Origin of the sequence: Paenibacillus sp. FSL F4-0243, assembly GCF_037963295.1 — a bacterium.
Classification (GTDB): Bacteria; Bacillota; Bacilli; order Paenibacillales; family Paenibacillaceae; genus Paenibacillus_AQ.
Window position 1 is genome coordinate 1,970,680 of record NZ_CP150151.1, and the last position, 14,049, is coordinate 1,984,728.

Below are 14,049 nucleotides of genomic sequence, written 5' to 3' on the forward strand. Positions count from 1 at the left end.
ATGCTTCCAGTTAAGAAACATGATACTTCAGTCAACAAACGTTAGATTCAGGATGAATTCCCTTTAAATGCGCAAAAAAAACATGTGCTATGGAGATTTATACACATTGCCTCTGTGAGGAGCTTTGGTATTGTATTACAACGCAATTATGGGCGAAAAGCGCAAGAATGACACACTTATAGAACATCAACATAGCGGTGAAACGTATATCATCCCGCAGTACAACACGAAATTCTTGATAAGCGAGAATGACATATTTACGATTTGCTCGATTCTATATAGTGTAAATGTAAGCGCTAGCATTAATGCGATTGATAACAATTCGATAGATAATGATGCTCACTCGATGATCAGAATGTTCTCATCATTACCTATAAGGAGGGGATGTCGCGATGCATGAAACAGGAAGCGTACATATGCGAACTGTGAATTCAGCACCGAAAGAAAAGCGTAAGGGCAGAAACGAGACATGGAAGAAGATTTGTCAGAATTGGGAGCTTTACATTTTTATCGCACCCGCATTCTTTTACTTCCTCATTTTCAGCTATGGACCGATGTATGGGATTCAGATTGCTTTTAAGAACTACATTCCGTCAAAAGGCTATTTTGGCAGTGAATGGGTAGGCTTTGATCATTTCATTCGATTTTTTAACTCGTACTATTTCTGGGATTTGCTGTGGAACACGCTCAGTATTAGCTTGTATGAATTAGCCATTGGATTCCCAATCCCAATTATTCTGGCGCTTGCGTTTAACGAAGTGAAGGATGGCTTCTTCAAGCGACTTGTTCAGACCGTTACCTATGCACCTCATTTCATTTCTGTCGTTGTTATGGCGGGGATGATTATTACCTTCTTGTCTCCATCGAACGGTATGATTATTCATGCCATTGAAGGTTTAGGCTTTAGTGCACCGCAGTTTCTGACAAGTCCTGGTTGGTTTAAGACGATGTATGTATTCTCAGGCGTGTGGCAGAGTGCGGGTTGGGGGACGATTATTTATTTGGCGGCACTCTCGGGTGTAGACCCAGGCTTACATGAAGCGGCAATCATTGACGGGGCCTCTCGCTTCCAACGTGTTCGCCACATCAATATTCCAACGCTTATACCGACCATGACCATTCTATTAATTCTAAATATGGGTGGCTTGTTAAGTGTAGGTTTTGAGAAAATATTACTTCTGCAAAATTCATTGAATATGTCAAGCTCTGACGTGATTTCAACCTTTGTCTATCGATCTGGTCTTGTCGATGCGCAATATAGCTTCTCAACAGCTGTTGGTTTATTTAACTCCATTGTGAATTGCATCCTGCTTATTACGGTGAATCAAATTGTCCGCCGTACGAGCGAGAACAGTCTATGGTAGAAGGAGGTTGGAATTTATGGTATCAGGTATAAAGCTATCTAAGCGAGATCGAATATTTCTAATTTGCACCTATACGTATGTGACAATTGCATTGTTGTTAGTCGCATATCCCATCTTATATATTATTAGCGCATCGATCAGTGATCCGAAGATGGTTGCTTCCGGTGAAATGTGGCTTCTTCCAAAAGGTATTACCTTTAAGGGGTATGAAATTGTATTTCAGAACTCGAAGATTTGGACGGGGTATGGAAATACGATTTTGTATACATTGCTAGGCACAACGATTAACTTGGTCGTTACGATGCCAGCGGCATATGCACTCAGTCGTAAGGACTTTGTAGGCCGTGGGTTTTTCATGGGGATGTTCATGGTAACGATGTTCATTGGAGGGGGTCTCGTCCCTACATACATGTTGGTAAAAGGGCTAGGCATGGTCAACACGATGTGGGCACTAGTACTTCCTGGCGCAGCGTCAATCTGGAATATTATTGTCTCTCGTACCTTCTTCGCGAACTCCATTCCAGCTGAGCTTCAAGATGCGGCTCAAATCGATGGCGCGACGAATATTCGCTTATTCCTGCGGATTGTTCTCCCGTTATCGATGCCAATTATCGCAGTTATGGCCTTATTCTACGGGGTAGGGCATTGGAACAGCTATTTCGGCGCCATGATCTACCTGAATGATGATGCGAAATATCCATTGCAGCTTGTGCTTCGTCAGATTCTCGTTCTTCAGGAAATGCAATCTCAAGTAGGTGGCATTATCGATGCGACAGCTGCTGCAGCCCAGAACAACAAGGCAGAAATTGCTTCACTTGTGAAGTATGGAGTCATTATCGTATCTACGCTTCCGATTATTGCTGTCTATCCATTCTTGCAACGTTATTTCGTGCAAGGTGTCATGATTGGCTCTGTTAAGGGTTGATCTTAAGATACAAGTAAAAAAGGGGAGGTTTTTGTATGACGAATTATCGTAAAACTGGACTCATGTTGTTATGTCTTTCCATGTCAATTTCTATTTTTACTGCATGTGGATCGAGTAACGATAAGGGGACGGCAAGCACAGAAAGCTCAGACACAGCCGCAGAGGTTCATAAGACGGGCTTTCCTATCGTGGATAATCCGATTGAGCTTTCTATTATGGCACCGGATGTAGGGCGTCAGGATTGGAACAAGATGCCTGTTATTCAGGAATACGAGAAGATGACGAATATTAAGTTAAAGATTCAAAACGCCCCACAAGACAGCTTTGAGACGAAAAAGAATTTGGTATTTGCAAGCGGTACGCTTCCCGATATTTTCTATGCGGCGGATTTAAAAGGATCGGATCAAGTTACCTACGGAAGTCAAGGTTTGTTGCTGCCTTTAGAAAAATACATTGATGAGGGCTACGCACCTAATTTAAAAAAAATTCTCGATGAAAATCCGGATATTCGCAAATCAATGACAACACCAGATGGACATATCTATGCACTACGCAATATTCAGCCATCTGCGGTATGGTATCGTGGACCGATGTGGTATAACGGGAAGTTCTTGAAGAAGTTCGGCATGGAAAACAAATTACCGCAGACCACAGAAGAGCTATACAACTATTTGAAGAAGGTTAAAGAGGAAGATGCGAACGGAAACGGTAAAGACGATGAGGTTCCTCTATCCTCTGTGAAATTAGATGATTTACGGATGTTCTTCCTCGGATTCTGGGGGATGTATAACGAGGATATCTACGTAGATAAGGAGAACAAAGTACACTTTCCACAAGCTGAACCAGCCTACAAAGAATATTTAACCTTCTTGAATCGCTTATGGAACGAGAATTTGCTGGATCATGAAACATTCTCTCAAACCGATGAGCAGAAGAAAGCAAAAGGGAAAAACAATCAAGTGGCCTTATTCTCCGATTATTTCCCATACTTCACGCTTGGTGGTGAACCGAGTGAAGATAACCCGATGATGCAGCCTGTATCTAGTGATATTGCTGGAACACCTGTATACGGCAAGCATCCTGGTATTAACACCATTGGCGGTTTCGCGATTTCAAACACGAACCCCAACCCGGAAGCAAGTATGCGCTGGATTGATTACCAATTTAGCGAAGAAGGGTATTCCTTCTGGGCGTATGGACCTGAAGGTACGTTATTTAAATACAAAGATAAAGCAACAGGCGAGAAAGAATGGCTGCCAGTTCCAGATGGTACGGATCGTGAAGAATACCGCGGTACAATCACGCCAAACTACGGGATTAATACACCAGGTTCCTATGAGAACAGCTATGTTTTAGGTCTTCGTACTAGCTTTGATGACTGGATTGACAAAGAAACAGCTACAAAGCTTACACCTATTGCAAAGACTCCCTTCCCATCGGTATTCCTGACGGTAGACCAACAGACGGAAATCAAAACACTCCGTTCCGATTTGGATAAATACGTGAAGGAAATGGAAGCGAAATTCGTTACAGGCGCAGAGCCATTATCCAATTGGGACAAATATATCACTCAAATGAAAAAAATGGGGTATGAGAAGCTCGAATCAACGTATCAACAAGCATACGATACATGGGCTGCTAGTAAATAATTTGTGAAGCTTATACATTCTCATATTTTGAAAAACTTCCCGGTCATCCTAGGCATGACCGGGAAGTTATGATGAACCCTAAGCGAGGAAGGATTATACGGTATCGTTAGGCTCAGTATTGGGATGATTACTATTCATCTGTCGATACTGGCCCGGGGTATAACCGGTTTCCTTTTTGAATTTTCGAATAAAGTTTGGTGTGTCGAGGTAGCCGACGCGCTGGATAATATCTTTTAACGGATCACTTGTTATTACGAGCTGTTCCTTGACCTTATCTAATCGTTTTTGCCAAATATATTGGACGAAGTTGATGCCGACCTTATCCTTGAATGAACGACTGAGATGGGAAGGTGAAATCGTAAACGCAGCAGAAACAGATTCAAGGCTAAGTGAATGATCAACATAGTGCTGGTCGATAAAAGCAACGATATGATCCATGAGTGAATGTTCTTCTTTTTTATGCGTCTGCTCTACCTGTGTACAAATCTGAGTGGCTAAACGGTAGAAATTCTGCTCTATAAGATGGACGGGACCATTCATGAAATGGGGAGAAGCAGACTGCATCATGTTATCCATCTTTAGCTCAACTGCAGTTTTGAGCATGGTATTCAGCAGGTCGAACAATACGCATCGCATCAGCAGGGTAGATCGTTGTTTATTATCAAGGCCATGGATGGCTGTGTGAATAATTTGTTTGGCGACTTCGTAGTTGCCCTGCTTCAAGCTTTGTGCAAGCTTTAATAGCTCGTTACTAGGGAGTAACACCGTTTGATCATGGGCACTGGATAGCTTTTCAAAATACACGGTGGTTCCATGCTCGGTCGATTTACGCAATTCGAAGGCGGAGCAAGCCTCAACAAAGGATTGATTAAGCTGCTGAGGGCTCTCATAACATTTGCCTACACCGATCATCGGGTGGATATCCATTATGCCTAACGTATATTCACGGATCGCATCCACGATGTGAACGATTTGTGCAGCGAGTGCCTCATCATCTTCGAGCTGTAAGCTCACAATGAGTGCGAGCTGATCCAATTGCGGGAGCTCTACACCGTATACTTGTGTAGCAAGCGCTGGAAATTCAATAAACGCAAGCTTGCGATGTACTTCTTGTCGCGCATGAAGATGCTGCTGTTCTAATTCATCCCAGCCCATCATCATGACAAAATGATGACTTTGGTCGAAGTGCAGATGAAAGGTATCGAATATTCCATGCGTCATCATTTGTGCATGTCCATGCTTTAATAGCATGGACAGAACATGGTTGCGTGCATAGGGCTCTTGGAGATCAACCTTGGAGCTATACTGCTGTAATGTTGTTCGTATATACTCGAGCTCATTTCCAGAGGCCGGTGTATCTGTTTTTTTGTTCGTGAAGCGAACGAGCTCAGCAATCGGAAGATATTGCATCCGAGCGAATAATAGAGCGATGGCCGTTCCTACAATGGCGATCACAATGAATAAAATAATGATGAAGCTCCGAACATTAAGTACGCTACTGAAAAACTGATTACTCGCCATTAAAGTCACATATGACCAGCCATTGACATCCGATGTGACGGAAATAACCGAATGATCTTCGTTGTTCATCGATAGATTATGTATGCCGGGTGGAAGCTCTGATAACCGTTGGATATCCTGTTGGCTAGCTGTATCTCCATGGCCACTATAGGATAAAACACGTCCATGATTATCAAAAATATACGTTAATCCTCGATAGTTACCGAGAACGGAATCGATCAGATATGCCAACTCTTTCTCTTTAATGAGGTACATGACAGAAGCATATGGATCTGAGGTGTTGGGAATGATCGGCAGGATATAGGTTAATACAGATTGCTCGAGTGGTGAATTTTGATTCAGCATGTTCGTAAGTCGAATGGATGGAAATTTGGACGAGTTTAAAGCAGTCACAAGTTCATCATTCTTCCAGCTTCCAAACTGATAGGAGCTACGAAATACATCCAGGCTATACATGCCATGGTTGGAATAAATATTAGGGTCATGATGATAGTACAGAAATATATCCTCCACAATGGAATTGGAAGATTTGTAGCTATCTAGTGCCGCTATGGCGTCACGACTTTCATAAGGATCCAGTATGCGATAATGAGCGAGACGAGCGTCGTATGACATCCGTGACGCCATATCTCTTAAATCATTCATGCGTCCATCCACCACCGTTTTAATTTGGGTGAGCTGATTAAAGTGAGCATTTTCAATCTCCTTTTGTAAATTATCGGTAGCATTTCGGTAAATGAAAACGATTACAAATATAAGCGGAATAAGAAGGATAAGTAGATACGAACCGGTGAATTTCAGAAACAATTTCGATTTGAAATAGTTATAGTTCAAATTGTTTTCCCCCTTTTTGTGGAGCATACATGGAGATGTTCCTATCAAGCTATGAATACAGCATGATATAGATCGGCGCTTGAATACTTATTTATATTCAATAATAGGATGTTTATAGCGGATATTTATTTTTATGTCAAATGTTTTTTGAAAATATATCATACTAAATCAATAGAATCGCAGCCTCAGAAGAGCTGCATGGAGGTCGTGCAAATGAATGACGCTAATGTTGTCGAGGAGCAAATTGTTGTTGAAGGAGTTCATAATTACAGCACAGAGGAGGATTACGTTAAGCCGGAGGATTCGCAGCTATTAGATCAGCTGGAATGGTTCAAGGATCAGAAGCTGGGCTTGATGATGCACTGGGGACCTTATTCGCAGCTTGGACTTGTTGAATCGTGGGCGCTTAGTGATAAAGATGGAGATTGGTCACGGGACGATATTGATTGGGGGGTTGATTCGACGGAGCTGAAGCGGCAATACTTCGGGCTGAATAAAACCTTTAATCCGCTCCGTTTTGAGCCTGAGAAGTGGGCAGAGGTTGCTGCAGAAGGTGGCTTCAAATATTTAAATTTCACAACGAAGCATCACGATGGCTTCTGTATGTGGGATACGCAGACAACAGATTATCGCATCACGGGTAAGGATTGTCCTTTCCATGCACATAAGTACGCGGATATTTGTAAGAACGTATTTGATGCTTTTCGGGCCAAGGGACTTGGGATCTCTGCCTACTTCTCCAAAGCGGATTGGCACACACCAACATACTGGGCTCCAGGTATGGAGACGGGGACGTTCATGAATCGAGGTCCTTCGTATCCAACACAAGATTATCCTTGGCTATGGGAGCAATTCGTACAGTACACACATGATCAGATCATGGAATTGATGACGAAATATGGACGGATTGAAATGCTCTGGTTGGATGCGGGGTGGGTGTGTCCACAGAATAAGAATAATCCACAGGATATTCGGTTGGGTGAAGTGGTGGAGAAGGCACGTCAGCATCAGCCATGGCTACTAAGTGCAGACCGTACCGTTGGCGGACCTTATGAGAATGTCGTTACACCAGAGCAAACGTTGCCCGCGCGTCCCCTGCATATCCCATGGGAAAGCTGTATTACGATGGGGACTGCGTTCTCTTATCGGTATGAGGATCATTACAAGACGACACGTCAATTAATTCATTTGCTCGTTGAAGTTGTAGCCAAAGGTGGTAACCTGGCACTTAATGTCGCACCACAACCAGACGGCCGCTTGTCACCAACAGCGATGGATCGGATGAAAGTAATGGGCAGTTGGCTCAAAGTCCATGGTGAGGCGATTTATGGAACACGCATATGTGCGCCATACTCCGTTGGAAATACACATTTCACGAAAAAAGGCGATGTCATCTATGCTATCCATCTGTACTCAAAAGAGCAGGAACTCGTGATCAGTGAGATTTGTATTTCACTCGAGCAGGCTGTGACGCAAATAGATCTTGTTGGCGGACAAGAGAATCTAACATTCGAACGAACAACAACTGGATTGATCGTTCATTTACCAGAGAGCGAGCTTACGGGAATTGCCCCAATTGCACATGTATTTCGCATAAAATAACGAGTTGAACTATGGGAGGAAGAGCAGATGCAACAATGGTTCACTGATGCAAAGCTAGGAATTTTCATTCACTATGGAATTTATGCGGTACAAGGAGTTGCAGAATCATGGTCTTTCTATAACGGGAGAATGTCTTATGAGGACTATATGAAGCAATTGAATGGTTTTACGGCCTCTAAATTTGATGCGAAGTATTGGGCAGATCTGATTGCGAAGTCAGGAGCTAAGTATTCTGTTCTTACAACGAAACATCATGACGGAGTTGCATTATTTGATACGAAATTCAGTGATTTGAGCGTTATGAAGGCGACACCTGCCAAGAGAGATATTATTAAGGAGTGGTCTGAGGCGATTCGAGATCAGGGTCTTCGCGTAGGGATGTATTACTCCCTCATTGACTGGTCTCATCCTGATTATCCTTCAGTCTATGAGAATGGTGTCGTACCAGATGACTTGAGACAGATAAATCGTTATTCAAGTCCGATGGATGGTGTCCAAGATCCAGAGCGATGGGAGAGATTTCTGGCATTTAACCGTAATCAACTAGGAGAAGTGTTAACGGATTATGGTCAGGTTGATCTGTTATGGTTCGATGGAGATTGGGAACGAAGCGCAGAGCAGTGGGGATTGCCAGCATTCAAAGATTATTTAAAATCATTTAATCCTGATCTTATTATAAACTCACGTTTGCAAGGGTATGGGGATTATAAGACTCCTGAGCAAGGTCTTCCCATTACGCGTCCGGAAGGTCCGTGGGAATTCTGTACGACGATAAATACGTCATGGGGTTATGTGCATACAGACCACAATTATAAATCATTGAATCAAATGATCCGAATGTTCTGTGACTGTATCAGCATGGGCGGCAATATGCTGTTAGATATTGGGCCCATGGAGGATGGAACGATTGATCCTAGGCAGGAAGCGATCTTGCTCGGATTAGGTGATTGGATACGTACACATGAAGAAGCCATCTATGGAACACAAGAGGGTATTATGACACGCTACTATCTGGGTGGTAGTACATTGTCTCCCGATAAGAAGAACTTGTATCTCTTCGTTTACGATACGCCGAAGGAGAACATTTGCCTCAAAGGGCTGTGTAATCCCATTACCAAGATTACGGTGCTTCACTCAGGCAAGGAGCTCAACCATGAAATTCACGGTGGTGTGCCCTGGTTCCACATACCAGGTACAACTTGGATTCAGATAACACCTGAAGATATGCATGAACAAGTGACAGTACTTAAATTGGAATTCGATGAAGAAATTGAGATGTACGGCGGTTCAGGCGCAGTTGTAACGCACAACTAAAGTACATTAACGGATAAAGGAGCATTCGTATGGTAAATCAAAGTGGAGTACCAGAGCCACACATTGTTTCATACGCCCCCAAGCATTATCTGTGTAGACGAGCGACGGAGTCGCTTGTCTTGGATGGGAAGCCAGATAAGCCCTTTTGGCAGCATGCAGCATGGACAGAAAAGTTTGTTGATATTGAAGGGGATTTGCGTCCGATGCCAGGAAAGGATACGAGGGTAAAAATGCTATGGGATGATGAGTATTTTTACTTTGGTGCAGAGCTGATGGAAGATCAGATCTGGGGAACGCTGACAGAACGTGATTCCGTTATTTTTTACGATAATGATTTTGAGATTTTTATAGATCCAACAGGAGATTCCCATCAATATTACGAGTTTGAGATTAACGCCTTGAACACGGTATGGGACTTACTCCTTGTGAAACCTTATCGTGACGGAGGTCCTCCAATTAACGGTTGGGATATCCAAGACTTGAAGACGGCTGTTCATATCGAAGGTGAGTTAAATAACCCGCACGCTGACAATCGGAAATGGACGGTTGAAATTGCAATACCATGGAATAGTTTAAAAGAATGTGCCACGGATCGACGATCACCTTACGCTGGGGAATTTTGGCGTGTTAATTTTTCACGTGTTGAATGGCGGACTGAGGTTGTCGATGGCAAGTATCGTAAGCTTCTCAACCCCGACACAGGGAAACCTTATCCTGAGGATAATTGGGTGTGGTCACCACAAGGAGTCATAAATATGCATTATCCAGAACTGTGGGGCTATGTTGTATTCGTGAATGAAGCGGGTCCATATCACTTCGACATCCCTCGGGATGAACATATCAAATGGGAATTACGGAAGCTCTATTATCGTGAGCGGAACTATTACGAAACACATGGCATGTTCACAGCCGATTTTAATGCATTGTGTGAAGAAGATACATGGACCATAGAACCAAACATTGAAACGACGACTAAAACTTTTATTATATCTGCATCAACATCAGATGAGACGTCCCGTCTTTACATTCGCGAGGACGGGTTTCTCTGGAAGGAGTAATCAGATATGGAACAGATTGAACGTAAGTTTCAGGAGAAAAAGAGTTTGGCCAAGGCACGTGCAACGCAGTTATTTCAAATCTTTGAACAGGACTTGACAGAAGAAGAAATAATTGCACTTAAGTATCTCTATGCGTATATGCCAGTGAATGATTTGGCGGATTACAATGGTGAGCTTTTCTTGAATCATGTGAGAACGACACTAAAGATTCGCCGAAATATGCCATGGCAAGTCCCGGATCATATATTTTTACATTTCGTACTGCCCTACCGTGTTAATACCGAAAACATTGAAGAACACCGCCAAATTCTTCATGAACAATTAGCAGAGCGAACTAGTAAGTTGTCCATGACGGAAGCCATTCTGGAGACAAATTACTGGTGTCATGAGGTGGCAACGTATATTGGAAGTGATTTGCGGACGATTTCACCATTATCGATGATTCGAAATGCACGCGGTCGTTGCGGTGAAGAATCCACACTAGCTGTGGCAGCCCTTCGCAGTATAGGTATACCTGCACGTCAAGTGTATACGCCACGTTGGGCGCATTGTGATGATAACCACGCATGGGTGGAGGCATGGGCAGACGGTGAATGGTATTTTATTGGGGCTTGTGAGCCGGAAGCCCGTCCTAATCAAGGATGGTTTGGACCTCCAGCGCGTAGAGCAATGTTAATTAACACGCGTATTCTCGCTAATTATCAAGGTCCAGAAGATATTACGCTTGCAGATGAGTGGTTCACTGAAATTAATGTGTTGGAAAATTACGCATCCACGCGGACAATTACGATTCATGTGAAAGATGAATTCGGACAGTCTGTGCAGGATGCAGAAGTACAGTTCCAAGTGTATAACATGGCGGAATTTTTCCCGATTGCCATCCTTCCTACCAATGCTCAAGGAGAAGCAACTTTCAAAACAGGTCTCGGTGACCTCATGATTCGTGCGGCAAAGGGTGGTACTTGGGGGGAAGTGAAAATTTCAGTGGCGGACAGTGAATGCGTTGAGCTTGTACTGAATCAAGAAAATCAGCCTGCTGCAGGAACGATGGCCGATTATGAAATGGTTCCACCTCCAGCGTGTGAAGGTGAGGTAATAGAGGAACTGTCTGAAATTCGTATCCAGCGACATAATGAACGTTTGGAGGAAGGGATCTCAATCCGTGCGAAATATGAAGCGACTTTTGTGACAGAAGAAGCAGCGAGGAAGCTCGGGGAAACACTGGGTCTCCCGGAAGATCGTGTATGGACAGTGCTTCAGAAGGCACGTGGTAACAGTGTAGAGATAGCCGCATTTCTGGAGGCAGCCACATCCGCGTATGGAGAATGGGCTTTACGGTTATTGGAATGTATTAATGAAAAGGATTTAATTGACACATTTATTCCTACCCTTACAGATCATGTGGCTGGTGCGCTTGCTGTACGTGGTGAGCTCACAGAGGAAGTGTTCGTGCCCTACATTTTGCGTCCTCGTGTTCACTACGAGATGATTACACCGTATCGTACATTTTTCCAACAAGCTTTCACTTCGGATGAAGTGGCATTGTTCCGTAAGGACCCAACGAAGCTGGTGCAATTCATAGATGAAACGTGGGATATATGGACAGACCTTCCGAATCTGAAAGGGAAGGGAACGGCAGTGGGTACCTTTGAATTGCGCGTAGGCGATCGCAGTTCCCTAGATATCATGTTCGTATCCATTTGTCGTAGTTTAGGAATCCCAGCGCGAATTCATCCCATTGAATCCAAACCGCAATTTATAGTGGATAATATTTTCGTGGATGCTCAATTTACCAAAGGCGTTGTTGGAGGCGGGATAGAATTAGCGAACGGCACGCTCATACTTCATCGTGATCAGGGTGCAGGGACAGTCCAACCAACGGCTTCATACTATGAGAATTTCACATTAGCTCGGCTGGAGAACGGTTTTTATAAAACCTTATGTTACCCGCATGGCGCAAATGACCTATATGATACACCACTTGAGGTTGAGCAGGGAGCATACCGTCTGACGACAGGCGTACGATTAAAGGATGGCATCGTGCTTATAAAGTTCACTTATTTCCATATTGCAGAAGGGGAAGAGACGAAGCTGGTCATGAAATATCGTCAATCTACATTGGAAATTCCAGTGTACGGCAAGGTGGAACGACTCAAGCAGCTGACCTCATGGGTAGGAGTAGAACAGACTTTCGCAGATATTATTGGTGGAAAGGGCGCCTATGTCGCTTGGCTGGAGCCGGAACGAGAGCCTTCAAAGCATTTACTTCGTGAACTCGCTGAGTTGAAGTATGAGTTCAATGCGCAAGGTGCTCCCATCATTCTTATTATTGGTGACAAGCAATGTGCAGCTTCGTTTCATCCCGAGGACTATCCAGATCTTCCTGCAAATGCAGTGTTTGTACGTGATTCAACGAATAATCTATTGCCCGAATTATTTGCATCGTCCCAAGCGAGTGAAGCGGGCTTCCCGCATCTTATCATTGTGGACCGTGAAGATCAGATTCGTTACATGTCATCAGGATATAAGATTGCAGCGAGCAAGGAAGCGATTCAAATCTTAAGAAGGTTGTGAAAGGATGGATCAACAGATGATTGTAGCAGGCTACGTGAGTGATTCCAAACTATCTGAGTTATCGGGTGACCACTTGATGAAGTTAACGCATCTCAACGTTGCATTTGGTTATGTGAAAGATGATCAAATTACAACAGCACATTTGAAATGCACGAACCAGCTACAAGAGATGAAAGCGATGTATCCGAATCTGACGCTGATGCTCTCCGTAGGCGGATGGGGGAATGGGGGCTTCTCTGAGGCTGCCTCTACCGAAGAAGGACGTCAGAAATTTGCAGCGTCGGCTGTGCAAGTGGTAACGGATTTCCCGTTCGATGGAATCGATTTGGATTGGGAATATCCTTGTTACAGTGAAGCGGATATTAAATCGTCGCCGGATGATAAATGCAATTTCACACTGCTATTAAAGGCGATTCGAGATGCACTGGATGTGAAAGGTACAGCGGATAGCAGGCATTACCTGCTTACAATTGCGGCAGGTGCTGATCAGTATTACATTGATGGCACCGAGATGGATCAAGTACAGAAATATTTGGATTTTATACAGCTGATGACCTACGATATGCGTGGCGGTTTCCAGATTCTAACGGGACATCATACGAATTTATTTCATACGACAGGAGATTTGTATCGTATCAGTACAGAGGCATCGGTGAATATGTTCATTCAGGCAGGCGTTCCCCGAGAGAAAATCGTCATTGGCGTGGCGTTCTATTCCCGAATGTGGAAGCAGGTGCCGGATAAGAACCATGGATTTCTACAAATGGCGGGCACAACGGGTGGCTATGGCCCAGAATATACAGAGCTGTTTGCTAATTACATCAATCAGAATGGGTACACACGGCATTGGGACGATGAGGCCAAAGCACCATATTTATTTAATGGAGACACGTTTATTTCCTATGATGACGTAGATTCGATCGCACATAAATGTGAGTATGTCAAACGTGAAAAACTTGCGGGTGCCATGTTCTGGGAATATAGCTGTGATAGGACACACACGTTGCTTGATGCACTGTATGCAGGCTTATATGAGAGCGTGAAGTGAGCTACCTGTTCAATTAGTTAAGAAACATGATACTTCAGTCAACAAACGTTAGATTCAGGATAAATTCCCTTTTAATGCGCTTTATTATGATTTAAAGTAGGGGTGCAAGTAGGGTTAGACATACTGAAAACGTAGTTGCAGATCACAATTGTATACATGG

At 43.6% G+C, this 14,049-nt stretch carries 10 protein-coding genes; 9 read left to right on the plus strand and 1 reads right to left on the minus strand.

Annotated elements, in window-relative coordinates:
- Window positions 1-130: 130 nt before the first annotated feature.
- From NSS87_RS08765 to NSS87_RS08780, 4 genes are read left to right on the plus strand one after another with little or no spacing between them, the layout of a single operon-like run.
- Entirely contained in the window at window positions 131-400 is a 270-nt protein-coding gene (locus NSS87_RS08765; RefSeq protein WP_042186271.1) for a hypothetical protein, read from the plus strand.
- 16 nt (window positions 401-416) lie between these two features.
- Window positions 417-1,364 carry an ABC transporter permease subunit gene (locus tag NSS87_RS08770; protein ID WP_339248477.1) on the plus strand — a complete coding sequence of 316 codons (948 nt, stop codon included), beginning with the start codon at window positions 417-419 and terminating at the stop codon, window positions 1,362-1,364.
- A 16-nt stretch (window positions 1,365-1,380) separates the two neighbouring features.
- Complete coding sequence (locus NSS87_RS08775; RefSeq protein WP_042186276.1) at window positions 1,381-2,289, plus strand: carbohydrate ABC transporter permease; 909 nt, start codon at window positions 1,381-1,383, stop codon at window positions 2,287-2,289.
- A gap of 35 nt (window positions 2,290-2,324) precedes the next feature.
- The gene (locus NSS87_RS08780) at window positions 2,325-3,938 is read left to right on the plus strand and encodes an extracellular solute-binding protein (RefSeq protein ID WP_339246331.1); all 1,614 of its coding nucleotides are present in this window, start codon (window positions 2,325-2,327) and stop codon (window positions 3,936-3,938) included.
- Between the two features lie 93 nt (window positions 3,939-4,031).
- Here NSS87_RS08780 and NSS87_RS08785 read toward each other — a convergent pair whose 3' ends face one another.
- Window positions 4,032-6,293, minus strand: a complete 2,262-nt coding sequence (locus tag NSS87_RS08785; protein ID WP_156113082.1) for a helix-turn-helix domain-containing protein — start codon at window positions 6,291-6,293, stop codon at window positions 4,032-4,034.
- A gap of 213 nt (window positions 6,294-6,506) precedes the next feature.
- Here NSS87_RS08785 and NSS87_RS08790 point away from each other — a divergent pair, with 213 nt between their 5' ends.
- From NSS87_RS08790 to NSS87_RS08810, 5 genes are read left to right on the plus strand one after another with little or no spacing between them, the layout of a single operon-like run.
- Window positions 6,507-7,895 carry an alpha-L-fucosidase gene (locus tag NSS87_RS08790; protein ID WP_339246334.1) on the plus strand — a complete coding sequence of 463 codons (1,389 nt, stop codon included), beginning with the start codon at window positions 6,507-6,509 and terminating at the stop codon, window positions 7,893-7,895.
- A 27-nt stretch (window positions 7,896-7,922) separates the two neighbouring features.
- Complete coding sequence (locus NSS87_RS08795) at window positions 7,923-9,209, plus strand: alpha-L-fucosidase (RefSeq protein ID WP_339246337.1); 1,287 nt, start codon at window positions 7,923-7,925, stop codon at window positions 9,207-9,209.
- A gap of 29 nt (window positions 9,210-9,238) precedes the next feature.
- Window positions 9,239-10,267 carry a carbohydrate-binding family 9-like protein gene (locus NSS87_RS08800; protein WP_339246340.1) on the plus strand — a complete coding sequence of 343 codons (1,029 nt, stop codon included), beginning with the start codon at window positions 9,239-9,241 and terminating at the stop codon, window positions 10,265-10,267.
- A gap of 6 nt (window positions 10,268-10,273) precedes the next feature.
- Window positions 10,274-12,841 carry a transglutaminase domain-containing protein gene (locus NSS87_RS08805; RefSeq protein ID WP_339246343.1) on the plus strand — a complete coding sequence of 856 codons (2,568 nt, stop codon included), beginning with the start codon at window positions 10,274-10,276 and terminating at the stop codon, window positions 12,839-12,841.
- Window positions 12,842-12,845: 4 nt separating this feature from the next.
- Window positions 12,846-13,889, plus strand: coding sequence for a glycoside hydrolase family 18 protein (locus NSS87_RS08810; protein ID WP_339246346.1), 1,044 nt, complete (start codon window positions 12,846-12,848; stop codon window positions 13,887-13,889).
- The last annotated feature ends 160 nt before the right edge of the window (window positions 13,890-14,049 follow it).